General features: G+C 75.8%; 17 protein-coding genes. 9 read left to right on the top strand and 8 right to left on the bottom strand.

Annotated elements, in window-relative coordinates; all coding sequences use genetic code 11:
• Positions 1-14: 14 nt before the first annotated feature.
• The 3 genes from K5O09_RS11255 to K5O09_RS19200 form a co-directional block, all read right to left on the bottom strand.
• The gene (locus K5O09_RS11255; protein ID WP_222172909.1) at positions 15-512 is read right to left on the bottom strand and encodes a hypothetical protein; all 498 of its coding nucleotides are present in this window, start codon (positions 510-512) and stop codon (positions 15-17) included.
• A gap of 128 nt (positions 513-640) precedes the next feature.
• Positions 641-1,402 (bottom strand): serine protease, encoded by a 762-nt coding sequence (locus tag K5O09_RS11250; protein ID WP_222169638.1) that lies wholly within the window; start codon positions 1,400-1,402, stop codon positions 641-643.
• Complete coding sequence (locus K5O09_RS19200) at positions 1,399-2,229, bottom strand: hypothetical protein (RefSeq protein ID WP_255595297.1); 831 nt, start codon at positions 2,227-2,229, stop codon at positions 1,399-1,401. Before K5O09_RS19200 ends, K5O09_RS11250 begins: the two co-directional genes overlap by 4 nt.
• A 112-nt stretch (positions 2,230-2,341) precedes the next feature.
• On the opposite strand from K5O09_RS19200, the gene K5O09_RS11240 reads away from it, so the two are divergent.
• Entirely contained in the window at positions 2,342-3,742 is a 1,401-nt protein-coding gene (locus tag K5O09_RS11240; RefSeq protein ID WP_370635433.1) for an MFS transporter, read from the top strand.
• Positions 3,743-3,756: 14 nt separating this feature from the next.
• Here the strand turns inward: K5O09_RS11240 and K5O09_RS11235 are convergent, their stop codons facing one another.
• The 3 genes from K5O09_RS11235 to K5O09_RS11225 all read right to left on the bottom strand — a co-directional run bounded on the left by K5O09_RS11235 (position 3,757) and on the right by K5O09_RS11225 (position 6,308).
• On the bottom strand, positions 3,757-4,113 hold the full coding sequence (locus tag K5O09_RS11235) for a DUF1844 domain-containing protein (RefSeq protein ID WP_222169637.1): 357 nt from the start codon (positions 4,111-4,113) through the stop codon (positions 3,757-3,759).
• Positions 4,114-4,194: 81 nt separating this feature from the next.
• The gene (locus K5O09_RS11230) at positions 4,195-5,697 is read right to left on the bottom strand and encodes a catalase (RefSeq protein ID WP_222169636.1); all 1,503 of its coding nucleotides are present in this window, start codon (positions 5,695-5,697) and stop codon (positions 4,195-4,197) included.
• Positions 5,698-5,834: 137 nt separating this feature from the next.
• A complete protein-coding gene (locus K5O09_RS11225; RefSeq protein WP_222169635.1) occupies positions 5,835-6,308 on the bottom strand; it encodes a Fur family transcriptional regulator in 474 nt (157 codons plus the stop codon).
• Between the two features lie 308 nt (positions 6,309-6,616).
• On the opposite strand from K5O09_RS11225, the gene infC reads away from it, so the two are divergent.
• The 8 genes from infC (at position 6,617) to K5O09_RS11185 (ending at position 18,711) form a co-directional block, all read left to right on the top strand.
• A complete protein-coding gene (gene infC, locus K5O09_RS11220) occupies positions 6,617-7,711 on the top strand; it encodes a translation initiation factor IF-3 (RefSeq protein ID WP_255596359.1) in 1,095 nt (364 codons plus the stop codon).
• Between the two features lie 86 nt (positions 7,712-7,797).
• Positions 7,798-7,992 carry a 50S ribosomal protein L35 gene (rpmI, locus tag K5O09_RS11215; RefSeq protein WP_146835768.1) on the top strand — a complete coding sequence of 65 codons (195 nt, stop codon included), beginning with the start codon at positions 7,798-7,800 and terminating at the stop codon, positions 7,990-7,992.
• A 60-nt stretch (positions 7,993-8,052) separates the two neighbouring features.
• Positions 8,053-8,439, top strand: coding sequence for a 50S ribosomal protein L20 (gene rplT, locus K5O09_RS11210; protein WP_222169634.1), 387 nt, complete (start codon positions 8,053-8,055; stop codon positions 8,437-8,439).
• A gap of 194 nt (positions 8,440-8,633) precedes the next feature.
• The gene (locus K5O09_RS11205; RefSeq protein WP_222172735.1) at positions 8,634-9,524 is read left to right on the top strand and encodes an RNA methyltransferase; all 891 of its coding nucleotides are present in this window, start codon (positions 8,634-8,636) and stop codon (positions 9,522-9,524) included.
• A 145-nt stretch (positions 9,525-9,669) separates the two neighbouring features.
• Entirely contained in the window at positions 9,670-10,287 is a 618-nt protein-coding gene (gene thpR / locus K5O09_RS11200; protein ID WP_222169633.1) for an RNA 2',3'-cyclic phosphodiesterase, read from the top strand.
• A 220-nt stretch (positions 10,288-10,507) separates the two neighbouring features.
• Positions 10,508-11,572, top strand: a complete 1,065-nt coding sequence (pheS, locus tag K5O09_RS11195; RefSeq protein WP_222169632.1) for a phenylalanine--tRNA ligase subunit alpha — start codon at positions 10,508-10,510, stop codon at positions 11,570-11,572.
• Positions 11,572-14,154 carry a phenylalanine--tRNA ligase subunit beta gene (pheT, locus tag K5O09_RS11190; protein ID WP_222169631.1) on the top strand — a complete coding sequence of 861 codons (2,583 nt, stop codon included), beginning with the start codon at positions 11,572-11,574 and terminating at the stop codon, positions 14,152-14,154. Before pheS ends, pheT begins: the two co-directional genes overlap by 1 nt.
• A 426-nt stretch (positions 14,155-14,580) precedes the next feature.
• Positions 14,581-18,711, top strand: a complete 4,131-nt coding sequence (locus tag K5O09_RS11185; RefSeq protein WP_222169630.1) for an ExeM/NucH family extracellular endonuclease — start codon at positions 14,581-14,583, stop codon at positions 18,709-18,711.
• A gap of 84 nt (positions 18,712-18,795) precedes the next feature.
• Here the strand turns inward: K5O09_RS11185 and K5O09_RS11180 are convergent, their stop codons facing one another.
• Positions 18,796-19,527 (bottom strand): DsbA family oxidoreductase, encoded by a 732-nt coding sequence (locus K5O09_RS11180; RefSeq protein ID WP_222169629.1) that lies wholly within the window; start codon positions 19,525-19,527, stop codon positions 18,796-18,798.
• Positions 19,524-20,507 (bottom strand): quinone oxidoreductase, encoded by a 984-nt coding sequence (locus tag K5O09_RS11175; protein ID WP_222169627.1) that lies wholly within the window; start codon positions 20,505-20,507, stop codon positions 19,524-19,526. The genes K5O09_RS11180 and K5O09_RS11175 overlap by 4 nt, the downstream gene beginning before the upstream one ends.
• Between the last annotated feature and the right edge of the window lie 4 nt (positions 20,508-20,511).

The raw sequence follows: 20,511 nt of genomic DNA, 5'->3' as shown, positions 1-20,511 counted from the left end.
ACGCCACCGCCCGCTCAGCGCCGGCGGCGCAGCCGTCCCACCGCGAGCACGAACGACAGCGCCACCACGGACACCGCGCCGACCACCTGCCCGCCGAGGACGACCCGGTTGACGTCGACGGCGGGCCGCCAGCGCACCCCGGTGCTGTCGACGACGTAGACGCCCAGCGGCTTGATCCGCGTCGCGAAGCCGGACCCCTCCGCGTCGCCGCCGCCCCGGCCCGACGGGGCCCGCCCGCCGCCCGCGCCCGGGCCCTCCGGGTCGCGCCGCTCGTCCTCGTCCTGCCCCGCCCCGGGCCCGGGGTGCTGCCACCGGCGGCTCCCCGGGCGCAGGCCGAGTCGGCCGTGCCCGCTCGCCGTGCCGGCGCCGTGCGACCCGAGCACCTTCGCGACCGGGATCACCAGCGTGCCGTCGTGCTCGTACGCCTCCCCGAAGACGCGCTGGGCCGAGAACACGTCGCTCGCGGCGCGGGTGAGCTCCGGCAGGTCGTCGCGGCGGTCGTCGTGGGGCATGGGTCCTCCCGGGTGGGTCCGAGGCCCCACCGTCGCACGTCAGGCGCCCGCCGCACCAGGGCCGGACGCCGCGGGCGCGTGCACCGGACGGCACCCCGCGCGCCTCGGTCGGCCCACCCCGGGGCGGGTCAGCCGCAGGACGTCGTGGGGGTGAACGACGCCTCGTCGGCGAGCAGCTGCCGCAGCGTGCTGACGGGGACGACGAAGCTCTGACCGGTGGCGTTCTTGGCGTACACCACGCCGACGACCCGGCCCGAGGCGTCCAGCACGGCGGAGCCGGAGCTGCCGGGCTCGACCTCGGCGTTCGTGACGAGGACCTGGCCGAGGTTCTCGTTCAGCGGGTCGGTCGTCGCCCCGATGACCTGGCCCGTGGTGACGGTCAGCGCGCCGCCCTGCGGGTACCCGACGACCGTGACCTCGTCGCCCGGGCCGGGGTCGGCCTCGGCGAGGCCCGGCGCTGACGGCAGCGGGTCGGCGGTGCGCACGACCGCGAGGTCGGCGAGCGCCGCGGTGGCCGAGGCCGTGACCGCGACGTCGCGGCCGTCGTACGTCGAGAGCTGCAGGTCGGCGGAGTCGGCGACGACGTGGCGGTTGGTGATGAGCGTGCTCTCGTCGATCGCGAAGCCCGAGCCGGTGGACAGGGAGTCGCAGCCGACGTTCCGGATCCGCACCGCCATCCGCTGGGCGGAGTCGAACCCGTCGGGCGAGAGGTTGCCGGACGAGGTCGGCGTGGGCACGGGGGCGTCGGACGGCACGAGGTCCGTCGGCACGGAGCCCGGCTCGGGCGGCAGGACCCCGCACCCGGCGAGCACCAGCAGCGCGAGCAGCGGGGCGGCGGCTCGGGGCGCGGCACGGCGCCGCTCGCGTCGTGCCCGGACGTCGCCGGTCACCCGTCCGCCCCCGCCGCGAGCTGGCGCTGCAGCTCGGTGTTCGCGTCGGTCGCCGCGGCGCACACGCCCTGGACGTCGCCCTGGAACCGCTCGAGGTCGGCCGGGTCGTACGACTCGGCGTCCTCGAGGTACGTGATCAGCTGGTTCTGCGCGTCGATGCAGGTCGACAGGGCGGAGGCGACGTTCGCGGCGGCCTGCGAGACGCGGGCCTGGTAGTCCACGAGCTGACGCTGGACCTCGCGGTCGTCGCCGACCTGCGCCTTCTCGTCCGCGAGCTGCACGATGCGCTCCTGCGCCGTCGCGAGCTGGTCGGCCACGGCGGCCAGCTCCCCGAGCGTGCCCTCGTGCTGCGCGCGCAGGGTGGCGAGCTCGGCACCGACGTCGCGCCCGCGGTCCTCGACCTGCGCCGCGTACTCCTGCCAGCTCACGACGCGCAGCCAGAGGACGGCGGCGAGCGCGAGCGCGGCGGCGAGCAGCACGGCGAGCGCGACCAGCCCCCAGCCGCGGCGTCGACGGCGGGCCGGGGGAGCGACGTGGGCGTGCTCGTCGTGGCGGCGGTCCGGGCCCGTCGCGGCGGACGGGTCCCCTGACGGGCCACCGGGCACGCGCCCGGGGGTCCCCGCGGGAGCCGGTGCGGCGGCGTCCGGTCCGCCACGCAGGTCGACCGCGCGCGGGTCGGCCGTGCGTGTCGCGGCGGGGGAGGACGAGGCGCCGTGGGCGCCTCCGGCGGCGGCCCGGGCGTCCGTGGTCTCGTGGTGCGGCCGCGACGAGGGCCCGACCGGCGCCGGCGTGCCGATCGGGTCGCCCGGCCCGGTGGCAGACGTCACGGCACCACCATACGGGCGGGTCGGCGGGACGTGCCCGAGATCACTCCCGGTCGGGGTCGCGGTGGTGGGAAACCTGTCGTCCGGGACGGGGCCGCCGCGGGAGAATCCTGACGTGTCCCTCGCCCCCTACGGCCGCCTGCTGCGCCTGCCCGGAGTCCTCCCGCTCGTCCTCGTCTCCTTCGTGGCGCGCATCCCGCACGCCATGACGGGCGTGGTGCTCACCCTGCACGTGGTGGGCCCGCTCGGGCAGGGGTACGGCCGCGCAGGCCTCGTCGCCGCCGCGATGACGGTCGGCGTGGCGATCGGGTCGCCGTGGCGCGGGCGGCGGGTGGACCGGCTGGGGCTGCGGCGGGCGCTCGTGCCCTCGGTCGTGGTGGAGTCGGCGGTGTGGCTCGTCGCGCCGCGGCTCGGGTACGAGGCGCTGCTGGTCGCGGCGGTGGTCGCGGGGGCGTTCCTCGTCCCCGTGTTCTCCGTGGTGCGGCAGTCCCTGTCGGTGCTGGTGCCCCCGGAGCAGCAGCGCACCGCGTACGCGCTGGACTCGGTGGGGACGGAGCTGACGTTCATGCTCGCCCCGACGGTGGGCGTCCTCGTCGCCACGCAGGTATCGACCTCCGTCGCCCTGACGGTGATCGGCGTGTCCACGGTCGGCGCCGGCCTGCTGCTCATGTGGTTCGACCCGCCGACCCGCTCGGCCGGGACCGCACCCGGTGCGCCCCCCGCCGGGCCGCGGCAGCGGGTGCTGACGCCGGGCCTGCTGGTCGTGCTCGCCGCTGCCTCGACGGCGGCGCTGGTGCTCAACGGGACGGACGTGGGCATCGTCGCGGCGCTGCGCGGCTGGGGCCACGAGTCCGCCGTCGGCTGGATGATCGCGCTGTGGTGCGTGGGCTCCGTGGTGGGCGGGCTGGTGTACGGGGCGGGTCGGCGCGAGCTGCATCCGCTCGTGCTCGTCGCGGCCCTCGGGGTGGCGACCGTGCCTGCCGCGTTCGCGCAGACGCAGGCACAGCTCGCGGTCGCGGTGGTGGTCGCGGGTCTGCCGTGCGCCGCGGCGCTGTCGTCGATCAACGCCTCGCTGGTCCGTGCGGTGCCCGAGCACCGGCGCGGCGAGGTGATGGGCTGGAGCGGCACCGCGAACACGGTGGGCGCCGCGATGGGCGCACCGGTGGTCGGCGCGGTGATCGACGGGTTCGGGCCGTGGTCGGGCTTCGCCGCCGCGGGCGGTGCCGGCGTGCTGCTCGCGCTCGGCGGTCTCGCGGTGCTGACGGCCGCGCGCCGGCGCGCGGCGGTGGGACGCGCCGGTGCGGCGGGCTCCGCGCCGGACGGTGGTGCGGGGCAGGGCGACGCGCTGCCCGCGGGACCCGCGCCGCTGCCCGGGGCCACGGGGCCGGCTGCGTCCGCCCCGGTGCCCGCCGGGGCCGCCCGTGCCGTCCCGGCGGCCGCCGGGGTCGTGCCGACACCCGTGCCCGTGGGGGCCGACGACGTGGCCGTCCGCCCGCAGGAGGACGTCGCCCGCTGACGCGGCAGGGTGTGTCAGGACACCGCGCCGGTGAACTTCTCGCCGGGACCCTCGCCCGGGGCGTCGGGGAACGGGCTGGCCTCCCGGAACGCGAGCTGCAGCGAGCGCAGCCCGTCGCGCAGCGACCGTGCGTGCTGGTTGCCGATGTCCGGCGCCGACGCGGTGACGAGGGCCGCCAGCGCGGTGATGAGCTTGCGGGCCTCGTCGAGGTCCAGGTCGTCGCTGCCCCTCCGGCCGTCGGTGTCGGGCGACAGGCCGCACTTGACGGCGGCCGCGCTCATCAGGTGCACGGCGGCGGTCGTGATCACCTCGACCGCGGCGACGTCGGCGATGTCGCGGGTGGCGGTCTCGGGGTCGGGCGTCTGGCTCATGCGGGCGATCCTCTCATCCGCGACGACGCCCGCCGTCCGGGGTCCGGGCGGCGGGCGTCGTGGTGCGCGGGACGGCCGGTGTCAGGCGACGGGCGTGCTCGCGGTGGCGGGCTCGCCGGTCTCGAGCGGGGCGCTGCCGGCGAGCGCGGCGGCCAGCGCCTCGCCCAGACCCGCGTCCACGTTCCTCCAGTACTGGACGGCCCGGGCGCGGATCACGTCGCTGCGCACCGCACCGACGTGCCCCGTGATCGTCTCGAGGAACCGGGCGCGGGCCGCGTCGTCGAACACCTCGCGGTACAGCGTGCCGGCCTGCCCCCAGTCGTCGTCCTCGGCGTGCAGCGTGGCCGCGGCGCGGACCATCGCCCCGTCGGACTCCCACCCGGCGGACTCGGCGGCGCGCGCAGGATCCGCCGCCGGGCCGCCGACGGAGTTGGGGGCGTAGACCGGGACGTCGGGCGCGCTGAACGAGTAGCGCGCCGCGCCGTCCTTGGAGTACGAGTGCACCGGGGACCGCGGGGCGTTCACCGGCAGCTGGGCGTGGTTGGTGCCGACGCGGTACCGGTGGGCGTCCGCGTAGGAGAAGATCCGTGCGAGCAGCATCTTGTCCGGGCTCGCCGCGATGCCGGGGACGAAGTTCGACGGCGCGAACGTGGCCTGCTCGATCTGCGCGAAGTAGTTCTCCGGGTTGCGGTTGAGCTCCATCACGCCGACCTCGATCAGCGGGTAGTCGGCGTGCGGCCAGACCTTCGTGAGGTCGAAGGGGTTGAACCGGTACGTCTTCGCGTCCTCGTACGGCATGACCTGCACGGACAGCGTCCAGCGCGGGAAGTCGCCGTCCGCGATGTGCTCGAACAGGTCGCGGATGTGGTGGTCGGCGTCCGAGCCGGCGAGCTGCGCGGCCTCGTCGGCCGTCAGGTTGTCGATGCCCTGCTGCGTCGTGAAGTGGTACTTCACCCAGAACCGCTCGCCGGCCGCGTTGACCCACTGGTAGGTGTGCGAGCCGAAGCCGTCCATGGTCCGCCAGGAGCGCGGCAGACCGCGGTCGCCCATCAGCCACGTCACCTGGTGCGCGGACTCGGGGGACAGCGACCAGAAGTCCCACTGCATGTCGTTGTCGCGCAGGTTCGAGCCGGGCAGGCGCTTCTGCGAGCGGATGAAGTCGGGGAACTTGATGCCGTCACGGAGGAAGAACACCGGCGTGTTGTTGCCGACCAGGTCGTAGTTGCCCTCGGACGTGTAGAACTTCAGCGCGAAGCCGCGGGGGTCGCGCCACGTGTCGGGGGAGCCGTGCTCGCCGGCGACGGACGAGAACCGTGCCAGCATGTCGGTCGTCGCGCCGGGCTGGAACAGCGCCGCCCGCGTGTAGCGGCTGACGTCGGCGGTGGTCGTGAACGTCCCGAAGGCGCCGCCGCCCTTGGCGTGCACGACCCGCTCGGGCACGCGCTCGCGGTTGAACTGGGCGAGCTTCTCGACCAGGTAGTGGTCGTGCAGGACGATCGGGCCGTCGGCGCCGACCGCGAGCGAGTGCGCGTCGGAGGCGACGGGGGCGCCGGAGTTCGTGGTGGTGGGGTGGACCTGGGTCACACGTGTCCTTCCGGGTCGGGCGAGCCGCTGCGGGCGCGCCGGGGGCCGGTGCGGGCGGGTGCGCCCGACCGGTGGTCGGTGGGTGGTGGCCGGCGGGGCGCGCCGGCAGGTCGTCGGTGGGGTCCGGTGGAGGAGGTTCAGCCGGAGGCGGCCCGGCAGCCGGGGCACAGACCCCAGTAGGTGACCTCGGCGGTGTCGACCGTGAAGCCCGACGTGGAGACGGGCGTGAGGCAGGGTGCCTCGCCCACGGCGCAGTCCACGTCGCCGACGGCACCGCAGCGCCGGCACACGACGTGGTGGTGGTTGTCGCCGACGCGGCGCTCGTACCGGGCGGGGTGCCCGGCCGGCTCGATGCGCCGCAGGATGCCGGCGTCGGTCAGTGCGTGCAGCACGTCGTAGACCGCCTGCACGGAGACGGTCGGCAGGGCGGTCCGCGCGTGCCGCAGCACGGCGTCCGCGTCGGCGTGCGGCATCGAGGCGACCGCGTCGAGCACGGCCACGCGCGGGGCGGTGACCCGCAGCCCGTGCCGGCGCAGGAGGTCCTGCGGGGTCCCGTGCTCCGACTGCTCGGTCGGCGCGCCGGCTGCGGCGGGTGCGTGGTCGACGGGCATGGGCCCACCCTGGCACGTCTTCTGGAACAGTTCAAGGAGGGATCTGACGACGTGTCACCACCTGGCGCCGGTGCCGGGGGATGCGGACGGTTGGCCCGGGTGTTCTGGTAGAGTCATCCACGACTGACCTGGGTGGTGCGCGCGAGTGCTCCACCCGGGTGCACAAGTGGAGCCACTCCCACCTGAGTCCCGACCGCCCGGTCCGCCGGCAGCAGGGTCCAGGTCACCGGTCCAGGCCGTGCCCCCTCGCGGGAGCGCGGTCGGCGACGCACCGCTCGCGCGGTGGTCGTGGAACCGTCGGCCCCCACCTGTGCCCAGGACCGGGGGCCTTCCTCGTTCCTGGGGTCGACACCTGCGACTTCGAGGAGCACCACATCAGCGAGCCCCGCATCAACGATCGGATCCGCGTCGCCGAGGTCCGCCTGGTCGGCCCGAACGGCGAGCAGGTCGGCATCGTCCGCGTGGAGGACGCGCTGCGCCTGGCCCAGGACGCCGATCTCGACCTGGTCGAGGTGGCCCCGGACGCCCGTCCGCCCGTCTGCAAGATCATGGACTACGGCAAGTTCAAGTACGAAGCAGACATGAAGGCCCGCGAGGCCCGGCGGAACCAGACCAACACGGTTCTCAAGGAGATCCGCTTCCGCCTCAAGATCGACCCGCACGACTACGGCACCAAGAAGGGCCACGTCGAGCGGTTCCTCGCGGCGGGCGACAAGGTCAAGGTCATGATCATGTTCCGCGGCCGTGAGCAGTCGCGCCCCGAGATGGGCGTGCGCCTGCTCCAGCGGCTCGCGGACGACGTGTCCGAGCTCGGCTTCATCGAGAGCATGCCGAAGCAGGACGGCCGCAACATGATCATGGTGCTCGGCCCGACCAAGAAGAAGGCCGAGCAGAAGGGCGAGCAGCGACGCGCACGGCGCGAGCAGCGCACCCAGGACGAGACCGACGCTCCGGGCGCCGAGGCCCCGGCCGAGGACGGCCCGACGGCTGCTCCCGCGGCCGCGCCTGCTCCGGCGGCGGCGCCCGCTCCGGCCGCCGCGCCTGCCCCGGCTGCCGCGCCTGCCCCGGCTGCTGCCGAGACGCCCGCCGCCTCGCCCGCACCCAGCGCGCCCCGCCCGGCGACGGCTCCGCGCCCGGCGTCGGCACCCCGGCCCGCGGCCGCACCGCGACCCCAGGCCGCACCGCGACCGCAGACCACGGCACGCCCCGCCGCGGCTCCCCGGTCCGCGTCGACCCCCACGCCGGCGGCTGGTCCGTCGGCGACACCCCGCCCGACGTCCGGCCCCGCGGCCGGGTCGACGGCGGCGCCGACCCCGCGGCCCGCGCCGCGCCCGGCACCCACCCCGCGTCCCTCGGCGCGACCGGCCCCCCGCGGCCAGTCGTCCGGCGGCGGGAACGTCTGACCCGCACCACCACGCCCTGACCCCACCGGGTCCGGACGGACGAGTCGCGCCCCGGCGCGATGCGACGACAAGGAGAGACGGCAGCCATGCCGAAGAACAAGACGCACTCCGGTGCGAAGAAGCGCTTCCGGATCACCGGGAGCGGCAAGGTCATGCGCGAGCAGGCGAACGCCCGCCACCTGTTCGAGCACAAGTCGAGCCGTCGCACGCGCCGCCTCGCCTCGGACCAGGTCGTCTCCGCGGCCGACGCCCCCCGCATCAAGAAGCTGCTCGGCAAGTGACCGTCGGCGCGTGAGCGCCACGGCACCCCGCCGACCCGAGAACAGAGCAAGGAGCATCACGTGGCACGCGTGAAGCGGGCGGTCAACGCCCAGAAGAAGCGCCGGGCAACCCTCGAGCGCGCCAGCGGCTACCGCGGGCAGCGCTCGCGCCTGTACCGCAAGGCCAAGGAGCAGGTCACCCACTCCCTCGTCTACGCCTACCGCGACCGCAAGGTCCGCAAGGGCGACTTCCGCAAGCTGTGGATCCAGCGGATCAACGCGGCGGCGCGCGAGCAGGGCCTGACCTACAACCGCCTGATCCAGGGCCTCAAGCTCGCGGGCGTGGAGGTCGACCGCCGCGTGCTGGCCGACCTGGCCGTCACCGACGCGCCGGCGTTCAACGCCCTGGTGCAGGTGGCCAAGGACGCGCTCCCCGCGGACGTCAACGCGCCGCGCGCCGCGGCCTGACGCCGAGCAGCACCTCCGGCCGGGCGCACCCCGCCCGTGCCGTCGACGGACCCCCGGCAGCCCTCGCGGCTGCCGGGGGTCCGTCGTCGTCCGGGACGAAGCCCGGTGCGGGAGTGCGGGAGGATGGGGACGTGTCCCGTGAGCTGCCGCCCGTCGTCCCGGTGAACCACCCCGCACGCAGCGGGCCCTCCCTGCTGACGAACCTGCACTCCGACCGGGTGCGGCACGTGCGGGGCCTGGTCGCGCGGGCGGGTCGGCGCCGGGCGGGCCGGTTCCTGGCGGAGGGCCCCCAGGCGGTCCGGGAGGCGGTGCGGTGCACGCCGTGGCTGGTGCGGGACGTCTACCTGACGCCCGAGGCCGTGGAGCGCCACCCGGAGATCGCCGAGGACGCGAGCGGCCTGCACGTGCACCTCGCGTCCCCGGCGGTGCTGGACGCGATGTCCGCGGACGCCCAGGGCGTGCTCGCGGTCGTGGACCTGCCCGCCGACGCCGTCCCAGCGGGGCGGCTGACCGGGCCGCTGGCCGCGGCGGCGCTGCCCGAGGTCCTCGCCGGGCGGCCCCGGCTCGTGGCGGTGCTGGCGCGGGTCCGCGACCCGGGCAATGCGGGCACGGTCATCCGGGTGGCGGACGCCGCCGGGGCGGACGCCGTCGTCATCGCGGGTGACAGCGTCGAGGCGACGAACCCCAAGGTCGTCCGGTCGACGGCGGGCTCCCTGTTCCACCTGCCGGTGGTCTCGGGGGTGCCGGTGGCCGAGGCGGTCGCGGCGGTGCGCGGCGCGGGCCTGACGGTGCTCGCGGCGGACGGCGCGGGCGACCTGGACCTCGACGACCTGCAGGACGCCGCTGCCCGTGCCGGCGGCGCAGCGCCGGTGGACCCCGCGGCGGCCGCCGCTCCCGACCGGGAACCCGACCTGCGCGCGGCGACCGCGTGGCTGTTCGGCAACGAGGCGTGGGGCCTGCCCGCGGCGGACCGGGACCTCGCCGACGCCGTCGTGCGGGTGCCACTGCGCGGCAGGGCGGAGTCGCTCAACCTGGGGACGGCCGCGGCCGTGTGCCTGTACGCGTCCTCGCGCGCGCACCGCTGACCGGCGCGCGCACCGCTGACCGGCGCGCGCACCGCTGACCGGCGCGCGCACCGCTGACCGGCCCGCGCCCGTCCGGCGCATGCGGCCGTGGGGCGCGGCGGCCTCCGCCACGGCGCCGCGCGGTCGCCTGCGGCATGCTGGCCGGGTGCGCGTGTTCGCAGGTCTGTGGCCGACGCCGGAGGTGCGTCGTCACCTGGCGTCGGCGCTCGTGACGGCTGTCGGCGTGGACGCCGAGGGCGCGCCGGGCCGCGCGGGTCCGGAAGGGGTGCGGTGGACGGCGGCGGAGAACTGGCACGTGACGCTCGCGTTCTACGGGGACGTCGGGGAGAGCGTGGCCGAGCTGCTGGCGGGGGAGCTCGCGGCGGTGGCGGCGGGCACGAGCCCGTTCGGGCTGTCGCTGACGGGGGCCGGCGTCTTCGCGCACCGCACGCTGTGGGCCGGCGTCGGCGGGGAGGTCGAGGCCGTGCACAGCCTGGTGGCCGGGTGCCGGGAATCGGGCGAGGCCGTGGGTGCACGGCAGGACGACAGGGTGCGGTCGCGGCCCCACGTCACGCTCGGGCGGGCTGTGCCGCCCCGGGGGCCGCGCCGCCGGGTCCGGACCGCGGGCCCGGACCCGGCCGACCTCCTCGTGCACGCGCTGGCGGTCTACCGGGGCCCGGCCTGGCCCGTGCGGGACCTCGTGCTCGCGGAGTCCCGGCCGGGCGAGGGACGCGCCGGCGGGCCGCTGTACGTGCCGCTGGGCTCCTGGGCCCTCGGCGGCTGAGCGGCGTGGTGTGGCACCATGGCGCGCATGACGTCCCAGCCGCGCACCAGCCGCCGATTTCCCGGGCCCGTGCCCGGGGCGCGGCGCTGACGCGCGGCACCTGACCTCCGCAGGGCGGACGGTCCGGAGTCCCCGGCACGGGCGCCACTAGACTCGCCCGTCGGCCGGTCGTCGCGTGCGCGCGACCTCCCGGCCCGCCGATCCCGCCTGGAAGGTCCGGATGTCCACGCCCGACACACCCCTGTCCCCGCTCGACGCCGACGCCGTCGAGCACGCCCTGTCCGACGCCCTGGCGGCCGTCGCCGCCGCGCGAGACCTCGACGGGCTCAAGGCCGCCCGGCTCGCGCACACCGGCGAGCGCAGCCCGTTGGCGCTGGCCAACCGCGCGATCGGCGGCCTCGCCGCGGCGGACAAGGCCGTCGCCGGCCGGACCGTCGGCCAGGCGCGCGGCCGCCTGAACGCCGCGATCGCCGCGCGCGAGGAGCAGCTGGCCGCCGAGCGCGATGCTCGGGTGCTCGTCGAGGAGGCCGTGGACGTCACGCTGCCGTCCGACCGGCGCCCGCAGGGTGCCCGGCACCCGCTCGAGCTGCTGCAGGAGCGCGTCGCGGACGTGTTCGTGGCGATGGGCTGGGAGATCGCCGAGGGCCCCGAGGTCGAGGCCGAGTGGTTCAACTTCGACGCCCTGAACTTCGGCCCGGACCACCCGGCCCGGCAGATGCAGGACACGTTCTACGTCGCCGCTCCCGACGGCGAGCCCGACCCGCACCTGGTGCTGCGCACGCACACCTCGCCGGTGCAGGCGCGCAGCCTCCTGGAGCGTGAGCTGCCCGTGTACATCGCGTGCCCGGGCCGGGTGTTCCGCACCGACGAGCTGGATGCCACGCACACGCCGGTGTTCCACCAGGTCGAGGGGCTGGCGGTCGACAAGGGCCTGACCATGGCGCACCTCAAGGGCACGCTGGACCACTTCGCGCGGGCGATGTTCGGCCCGGAGGCCCGCACGCGCCTGCGGCCGTCGTTCTTCCCGTTCACCGAGCCGAGCGCCGAGATGGACCTGTGGTTCCCGCAGAAGAAGGGCGGCCCCGGCTGGATCGAGTGGGGCGGCTGCGGGATGGTCAACCCGAACGTGCTGCTCGCCGCGGGGATCGACCCCGACGTCTACTCCGGCTTCGCGTTCGGGATGGGCATCGAGCGCACGCTCATGCTCCGCCACGAGATCGCGGACATGCACGACATGGTGGAGGGCGACGTGCGCTTCTCCACCCAGTTCCGGGCGGTGATCTGATGCCTCGCATCCCCCTGACGTGGCTCGCCGAGCACGTCGAGCTCCCCGAGGGCCTCACGGCCGAGCAGCTGGCGGTCGACCTCGTGCGGGTCGGCCTCGAGGAGGAGGCCGTCCACCCGGCCGCCGTGACGGGTCCGCTCGTCGTCGGCCGGGTGGTGGAGCGCCACCCCGAGCCGCAGAAGAACGGCAAGACCATCAACTGGTGCCAGGTCGACGTGGGTGACCACAACGGCACCGCGGAGGACGGCACCCGCACACCGCGCGGCATCGTGTGCGGCGCGCACAACTTCGACGTGGGCGACCACGTCGTCGTGGCGCTGCCCGGCACGGTGCTGCCCGGGCCGTTCCCCATCGCGTCCCGCAAGACCTACGGCCACGTGTCCGACGGGATGATCTGCTCGTCCCGCGAGCTCGGCCTCGGCGACGACCACGACGGCATCATCGTGCTGTCCGAGCTCGGCATCGACGCGGAGCCCGGGACCGACGCGCGCGCCCTCCTGGGGCTCGGCGAGGAGGTCCTGGAGATCAACGTGACCCCGGACCGCGGGTACTGCTTCGCGATGCGCGGCGTCGCACGGGAGTACGCGCACGCCACCGGGGCGGTGTTCACGGACCGCGGCCTGCCGCGGCCGGGGGCCGACCACGGCGTCGCGACGACCGGCGGCTTCGGTGTGGAGCTCCGCGACGACGCCCCGATCCACGGGGTGCCCGGTGCCGACCGGTTCGTGGCGCGCGTCGTGCGCGGTGTCGCGGCCGACGCGCCGTCGCCGGCGTGGCTGCAGCAGCGGCTCACGCAGGCCGGCATGCGCCCGATCTCTCTCGCGGTCGACGTGACCAACTACGTGATGCTCGACCTGGGCCAGCCGCTGCACGCCTACGACCTGGCGACGCTCAGCGCGCCGATCGTCGTGCGCCGGGCGCGCCCGGGGGAGCGGCTGACGACGCTCGACGGCGTGGACCGGCCGCTCGACCCGGAGGACCTGCTCATCACGGACGGCCCCGACGCGGGGCGCGTGCTCGGGCTGGCGGGCGTCATGGGCGGGGCCGAGACCGAGGTGTCGGCCACGACGACCGACCTGCTGATCGAGGCCGCGCACTTCGACCCGGTGACGATCGCCCGCACCGCGCGGCGGCACAAGCTGCCCAGCGAGGCGAGCAAGCGCTTCGAGCGCGGGGTCGACCCGCAGCTGCCCCGGGTCGCGGTCGCGCGCGTGGTCGAGCTGCTCGTGGAGCACGGCGGCGGGACGCCCGACCCGGTGCTCACGGACGTGGACCGCACGGGTCCGGCGCCGCGGCTGCTGCTGCCCGCCGACCTCCCGTCGCGGCTGATCGGGCTCGACCTGGACGTCGCGGAGGTCGCCACGCACCTGCGGGCGATCGGCTGCACGGTCGGCGAGCCCGCCGGGACGGGCGCGGACACGGTGCTGCCGGTGACCGTGCCCACGTGGCGCCCGGACCTCACCGCCCCCGTGGACCTGGTCGAGGAGGTCGCGCGGCTGCACGGCTACGACGCGATCCCCTCGGTGGTCCCGCGCTCGCCGGTGGGGCTCGGCCTGACCGTGGCCCAGCGCCGGCGCCGCCGGGTGGCGCAGGTGCTCGCGGACTCCGGGTGGGTCGAGACGCTGTCCTACCCGTTCGTCGGCACCGCCCAGCTCGACGCGCTGGCCCTGCCGGAGGACGACGCACGGCGCGCCCTGCTCCGGCTGGCGAACCCGCTGTCGGAGGAGCAGCCGTACCTGCGCAGCTCGCTGCTGGTGACGCTGCTGGAGACCGCGCGGCGCAACGTCGCCCGCGGCACCACGGACCTCGCGGTGTTCGAGGTCGGCGCGGTGACGCGGCCCGTCGCGGGGACGTCCCCGGCACCGGTCCCGCCTGTCGCCGAGCGCCCCGCGCCGGAGGTGCTCGACGCGATCCGCGCGGCGGTGCCCGCGCAGCCGCGGCACGTCGCCGGCGTCCTCACGGGGCTGCGGGAGCCCGCCGGCTGGTGGGGTCCCGGGCGCCCGGCGGACCACGTCGACGCGATCGACGCGGTGCGCCTGCTCGCCGAGACGCTGGGCGTCGACGTGCGCCTGGAGGCCGACGCCTCGACCGCGCCGTGGCACCCCGGGCGCTGCGCCCGCGTGACCACGGCGGACGGCGTACTGGTCGGCCACGCCGGTGAGCTGCACCCCGCGGTCGTCACGACGCTCGGCCTGCCGGTGCGGGCGTGCGCGTTCGAGGTGGACCTCGACGTGCTGCTCGCGGCGGCGCCGCGCACCGAGGTGGCCGCACGCGAGGTGTCGACCTACCCCGTCGCGAAGGAGGACGTCGCCCTGGTGGTGCCGGACTCCGTGCCGGTCGCGGACGTCCTCGAGGCCGTGCGGGCGGGGGCGTCCGCGAGCACGGCGGGGGACGTCCTGGAGAGCGCGCGCCTGTTCGACGTGTACTCCGGCGAGCAGGTCGGCGCCGGACGGCGGTCGCTGGCGTTCGCGCTGCGGCTGCGCGCCGCGGACCGGACGCTGACCGCCGACGAGACGGCGGCCGTGCGCGCCGCCGTGGTGGCGGAGGCGGAGCGCCGGTTCGGCGCGACCCTGCGCGCGTAGGCGGGCCACGTCCCGACGGCCCCGGCCGCCGCCCCCGACGGGGTGTGCGGCCGGGGCCGTCGCCGTGTGCCGCCGCGCCGGGCCGGCCGCGCGCCCGGCGTCCGCGCGGCCGGCGTCCGCGCGCCCGGCGCCCGCGTCGGCGCCGTCGGCGCCGCCACGCCCGTCCGAGGTCGTCAGCCCGGACGGACGACCTCGGCCCGGCACCGGGTCCTGTGCAGTCGTGGTGTTCACGCTCCCGCCACCCGCGTGTTCCCCGGGGGTGGTTGCCTATCCGGACATACCGCCCATACGTTGTCACTCGGCTGAGTCACGTCTGTGACTGGGCCCTGTGACGCGGGCCGTCGTGCCCCCGGGGATCGGAGAAGATCGGTGAGCGCTGTACGCACACGCACGAGGTGGGCGGCGAGCCTCGCCGCCGCGGGAGCGATGGTCGGGGCACCCCTGGCCGCCGCTGTGCCCGCGGCAGCGGCGGAGGACACCCACACCATCGCGCAGGTCCAGGGCACGGGGGACGCCTCGCCGCTCGCGGGATCGACGGTGACGACGACCGGAGTCGTCACCGCGGTCTACGCGACCGGCGGCTACCGCGGCTACGTGATCCAGACGCCGGGCACGGGCGGTGACGCCGCCCGGACGGGGTCGGACGCGGTGTTCGTGTTCTCGCCGTCGACGGCGGGCTCCGTCGCCCCGGGGGAGCTGGTCCAGGTGACCGGTGCCGTCTCGGAGTACCAGGGCCTCACGGAGATCACCGTCGCCTCGGCGGCCGGCCTCGTGAAGCCCGGGGGCGAGGCCGCTCCCGTCGAGCCGGTCACGACGCCGTGGCCGGCGGACGCCGCTGGGCGCGAGGCGCTCGAGTCGATGCTGTACCTGCCGACGGGCGACCTGACGGTCAGCAACACCTACACCACCCACCAGTACGGCGAGATCGGCCTGGCCGTGGGCACCGCGCCCCTGCGGCAGCCGACCGACGTCGCGGCGCCCGGCACCCCGGAGAACGCCGCGGTGTCCGCGGACAACGCCGCCCGCGGTGTCGTGCTGGACGACGGCGCGAGCACGAACTTCCTCTCGGCCGCGAACTCGGGTCTCACCCCGCCGTACGTGTCACTGGAGAACCCGGTGCGCGTCGGGGCGCAGGTGACGTTCACCGAGCCCGTCGTCGTGGACTACCGGAACAGCAGCTGGAAGCTCAGCCCGACGGCGCCGGTGGACCCCGCCGACCCGACGAGCGTGCCGGTGCAGGTCGAGGACGACCGCACGGCCGCCCCGGAGGGCCTCGGTGACGCCGAGGTGACCGTCGCGTCGTTCAACGTCCTCAACTACTTCACGACGCTCGGCTCCCAGGGGGCCTCCTGCGTGCCCTACACCGACCGTGCCGGCGACCCGGTGACGGTCCGCGAGGGCTGCGCGCAGCGCGGGGCGTGGGACGCGGACGACCTCCAGCGCCAGCAGGACAAGATCGTCGCGGCCGTGAACGCCCTCGACGCCGACGTCGTGGGCCTCATGGAGATCGAGAACTCCGCTGTCGTCGACGGCGACCCCGACGAGGCGCTGGCCTCGCTGGTCGGCGCCCTCAACGACTCCGCGGGGGCCGGCACGTGGGACTACGTGCCCTCGTCGGCCGAGCTGCCGGCGGTGGAGCAGCAGGACAGCATCACGAACGCCCTGATCTACCGCCCCGCGGAGGTCGAGCCGGTGGGCGACGCCCGGGCGCTCGGCACGCAGTCGGGGGAGGACCAGGCGTTCGGCAACGCGCGGGAGCCGATCGGCCAGTCCTTCGTGCCGGTGGGTGGGGGCGACGAGCTCTTCGTCGTGGTCAACCACTTCAAGTCGAAGAGCTCTCCCGGTCCCTGGCCGGGTGACGCGGACGCCGGGGACGGCCAGGGTGCGTCGAACGAGTCGCGCGTCCGGCAGGCCGAGGCGCTGCGCGACTGGGTCCCGACGGTGCAGGGCGACGCCGAGGCCGTCGCGCTGCTCGGCGACTTCAACTCCTACACCCAGGAGGACCCGCTGCGGGTGCTGTACGACGCCGGCTACGCGGACGCCGCGACGGCGCTGGACACGCCGGGCTCGTCGTACGTCTACCAGGGCCTGTCGGGCTCGCTGGACCACGTGCTGCTGAACGAGGCGGCGCTGGACCGGGCGACCGGCGCGGACATCTGGGAGATCAACGCGGGCGAGTCGGTGGCGCTGGAGTACAGCCGCTACAACACGCACGGCACGCTGTTCTACGCGCCGGACGCCTACCGGTCCTCCGACCACGACCCGGTGCTCGTCGGCTTCGAGGCGGGCGACGGCGGCACGGCGCCCGACGGGCCGCTCGACCTCACGCTGCTGAACATCAACGACTTCCACGGCCGCATCGACGCCAACACCGTCGCGTTCGCCGGGACGGTCGAGCAGCAGCGGGCGGCGGCCGAGGAGGCCGGGGGCGCCGCGGTGTTCCTGTCCGCCGGCGACAACATCGGCGCGTCGCTGTTCGCGTCCGCGGTCGCGGAGGACCAGCCGACGATCGACGTGCTCAACGCCCTGGACCTGGCGGCGTCCGCCGTCGGCAACCACGAGTTCGACCGCGGCTACGCCGACCTGGTGGACCGCGTGATCGCGGGCGGCGGGAACGCGCAGTGGCCGTACCTCGGCGCGAACGTCTACGAGAAGGGCACTGAGAACCCGGCGCTCGACGAGTACACGGTGCTCGACGTCGACGGCGTGCGGGTCGCCGTCGTGGGCGCGGTCACGCAGGAGACGCCGACGCTCGTCAGCCCGGGCGGCATCGGGACGCTCGACTTCGGCGACCCGGTCGAGGCGGTGAACCGCGTCACGGCGCAGCTGTCCGACGGCGACGAGGCCAACGGCGAGGCCGACGTCATCGTGGCGGAATACCACGAGGGGGCCGGCGCCGGGACGCCCGACGGAGCGACGCTGGAGGAGGAGATCGCCGCGGGCGGCGCCTTCGCCGACATCGCGACCGCGACCTCCGCGGACGTGGACGTGATCTTCACCGGGCACACCCACAAGCAGTACGCGTGGTACGGCCCGGCGGAGCCCGGAGCCACCGGCGAGGGCACGCGACCCATCGTCCAGACCGGCTCGTACGGCGAGAACATCGGCAAGGTCACGCTCACCTACGACCCGGCCACGGACGCGGTGTCGGCGCTCGCGGGGGAGAACGTCAAGCGCGTCGCCCCGGCGACGGGCCAGACCCAGGCGCAGCTCGACGCGGCCCTGGTGGCCCAGTACCCGAGGGTCGCCGAGGTGAAGGCGATCGTCGACGCGGCGATCGCGGAGGCGGCCGTGGTCGGCAACCAGCCCAAGGGCTCGGTGACCGCCGACATCACGACGGCGTTCGCGGGCGGCGGCTACACCGGGACCGGCGGCACCTACGCCGGCGGCACCCGGGACGACCGGTCGAAGGAGTCGACGCTCGGCAACCTCGTCGCCGACTCGCTGCTGGAGACGCTCGCTCCCGCCGAGCGCGGCGGCGCGCAGATCGGCGTCGTCAACCCCGGCGGTCTGCGGGCGGAGCTCTTCTACGCCCCGGACGGCGTCATCACCTACGCCGAGGCCAACGCGGTCCTGCCGTTCGTCAACAACCTCTGGACGACCACGCTCACGGGCGACCAGGTGGTGACGATGCTCGAGCAGCAGTGGCAGACCAACGCCGACGGCACGATCCCCTCGCGCCCGTACCTGCAGCTCGGCCTGTCGGACAACGTCACGTACACCTACGACGAGTCGCAGCCGCTCGGCAGCCGCATCACGTCGGTGACGGTGGACGGGGCCCCGATCGACCCGGAGGCGGAGTACCGCATCGGCACGTTCTCGTTCCTCGCCCAGGGCGGTGACAACTTCCGGGTGCTCGCCGAGGGGGCCGGGACGACCGACTCCGGGCTGATCGACCGGGACGCGTGGATCGCGTACCTGGAGGCGAACCCGGGGCTGGCTCCGGAGTTCGACGAGCGGGCCGTCGGGGTGCCGGCGCTCCCTGAGGAGGTCGCCGCGGGTGAGGAGCTCGCGTTCCCGGTGACGGGCCTGGACCTGACGAGCCTCGGTTCGCCGCGCAACACGGCGCTCGACGTGCAGCTGGACGGCACGTCGATCGGGTCCGCCTCGGTGACCGAGGGCGTCGCGGACGTCGCGGTGACCGTCCCGGAGGGCACGACGCCGGGCGCGCACACCCTCGCGCTGGTGGCGGCCCCGAGCGGCACGACGGTGACGCTGCCGGTGACGGTGTCCGAGCCGGAGGGACCGGTGCTCGCGGCCTCGACGACCCGCCTGTCGGCCAGCCGGTCGAGCCAGCCGTACGGGAGCTGGCTCCCGACCGTGCTGCTCGCCCGGGTCCAGGTCGAGGGCACGTGGTTCCCGAGCGGGACCGTCGAGTTCCGCGAGGGCGACCGGGTGGTCGGGCGGTCCCCGGTGCTGCTGGGCCTCGCGCTCGGGACGGTGCCGCGCACCGCGCCCGTGGGGCCGCACCAGTACACGGCGACGTTCGTGCCGTCGAAGCCGGACGCGGTGGCCGGCAGCACGAGCGCCCCGGTCACGGTGACGGTGCGCCGCTGACCTCGGCGGGCTGACGCGGCAGGGCCCCCTCCCGGACGTCCGGGAGGGGGCCCTGCCGCGTGTGCGGCGCCGTCGCCGGCGGGCTCAGCAGCCGTCGGGCCCGCACGCCTCCGCGTCGGCCGCCCCGGCCACCGTCGGGATCGCCAGCGGCGGGTTGGCGTCCCGCCACGCCTGGTCGAGCAGCTGCGCGAAGACCTCCACGGGCTGCGCGCCCGAGAGCCCGAGCCGCCGGTCGGCGACGAAGAACGGCACGCCCTGGATGCCGAGGGCCGCCGCCTCGGCCTCGTCGGCGCGGACGGCCCCCGCGCCGGCGTCCGAGTCCAGGGCCGCGCGCACGGCGTCCGCGTCCAGCCCGGCCTCCGCCGCGACCGTGACCAGCACCTCGGGGTCGTCCACCACGCGGCCGTGCTCGAAGTGCGCGCTCATCAGCCGCTCGACGACGTCGGCCGCCGCGGCCGCCCCGCCGAGCCCCGCCGCGACGTGCACCAGCCGGTGGGCGTCGAACGTGTTGGCGGGCACGACCCGGTCGAAGTCGTAGGCGAGCCCGACCGACGCCGCGATCCCCGTCACGTGCGCGAACATCTGCTGCACCTGGTCCAGCGGCATGCCCTTGCGCTCGGACAGCAGCTGCGCCTCGGTCAGGCCGGGGTGCGCGGTCGACGGCTCGGCGTCCGGCTGCAGCTCGAACGACCGCCACGTCACGCGCACGTGGTCGCGGTGCTCGAACTGCTCCAGCGCGGCCGCGAACCGGCGCTTGCCGATGTAGCACCAGGGGCAGGCGATGTCGGACCAGATCTCGATGTGCAGGTCTCTCATGCGGTCAGCAGCACCTTCCCGGTGGTGGCGCGGCCCTCGAGGGCGCGGTGGGCCTCCTCGGCCTCGGACAGGGGGTAGGTCGCGCCGATGCGGACGTCCAGCGCCCCGGCGGCGACCGCGTCGAACAGCTCACCCGCGCGCCACGTCAGCTCCTCGCGGGTCGCGACGTGGTGGCCGATCGTGGGGCGCGTGAGGTAGACGGAGCCCGCGGCGTTGAGCCGCTGCGGGTCGAACGGCGGCACCGGCCCCGACGACGCCCCGAACAGGGCGAGCCCGCCCCGGGGGCGCAGGGACGCGAGCGACGCGTCGAACGTCGAGCGCCCGACGCCGTCGAAGACGGTGTGCACGCCCCGGCCGCCGGTGAGCCCCCGCACGATCTCGGGCAGCTCGGAGGTCAGGTCGTCGAGCTCCGTGTACCGGATGACGTCGGCGGCGCCGGCCGCGCGGGACAGCGCCTCCTTCTCCGCGGTGCCCACGGTGGTGATGACGCGGGCACCGCGCGCGGCGGCGAGCTGGGTGAGCAGCAGCCCGACCCCGCCCGCTCCGGCGTGGACCAGCACGTCCTGCCCGGCCTCGACCGGGAACGTCGACGTGGCGAGGTAGTGCGCGGTGATGCCCTGCAGCGGCAGCGCGGCGGCCACGTCCTCCCCGACGCCGTCGGGCACGTGCAGCGCGACGACCTCCGGCACGACGACCAGCTCCGCGTACGACGACGGAGCCGACGCCCACGCGACCAGGTCGCCCACGGCGAACTCCCGCACCTCGCGCCCGACGGACTCGACGACGCCGGCACCCTCGGACCCCGGGACGTGCGGGAACGGCATGGGGTACGTGCCGTTGCGGTGGTAGACGTCGATGAAGTTCACGCCCGCGGCGCTGAGCCGCACCAGCAGGTCGCGCGGCCCGGGCAGCGGGTCGGGGATCTCGTCGAGCGCCAGGACGTCGGGCCCACCGGGTTCGGTGGCGAGGACTGCGTGCATGTGG

It is taken from the genome of Cellulomonas sp. C5510 (genome assembly GCF_019797765.1).
GTDB lineage: Bacteria > Actinomycetota > Actinomycetes > Actinomycetales > Cellulomonadaceae > Cellulomonas.
Note: the sequence above shows the minus strand (reverse complement) of the source record. Positions and strands in the feature narration are given on the sequence as shown.

Excerpts from the sequence above, each read along its gene's own strand:
- K5O09_RS11185 (WP_222169630.1), top strand. The coding sequence starts at position 14,581 with ATGGTCGGGGCACCCCTGGCCGCCGCTGTGCCCGCGGCAGCGGCGGAG.
- K5O09_RS11255 (WP_222172909.1), bottom strand. The coding sequence starts at position 512 with ATGCCCCACGACGACCGCCGCGACGACCTGCCGGAGCTCACCCGCGCC.
- K5O09_RS11175 (WP_222169627.1), bottom strand. The coding sequence starts at position 20,507 with ATGCACGCAGTCCTCGCCACCGAACCCGGTGGGCCCGACGTCCTGGCG.
- pheT (WP_222169631.1), top strand. The coding sequence starts at position 11,572 with ATGCCTCGCATCCCCCTGACGTGGCTCGCCGAGCACGTCGAGCTCCCC.
- K5O09_RS11235 (WP_222169637.1), bottom strand. The coding sequence starts at position 4,113 with ATGAGCCAGACGCCCGACCCCGAGACCGCCACCCGCGACATCGCCGAC.
- pheS (WP_222169632.1), top strand. The coding sequence starts at position 10,508 with ATGTCCACGCCCGACACACCCCTGTCCCCGCTCGACGCCGACGCCGTC.
- K5O09_RS11180 (WP_222169629.1), bottom strand. The coding sequence starts at position 19,527 with ATGAGAGACCTGCACATCGAGATCTGGTCCGACATCGCCTGCCCCTGG.
- K5O09_RS11225 (WP_222169635.1), bottom strand. The coding sequence starts at position 6,308 with ATGCCCGTCGACCACGCACCCGCCGCAGCCGGCGCGCCGACCGAGCAG.
- rpmI (WP_146835768.1), top strand. The coding sequence starts at position 7,798 with ATGCCGAAGAACAAGACGCACTCCGGTGCGAAGAAGCGCTTCCGGATC.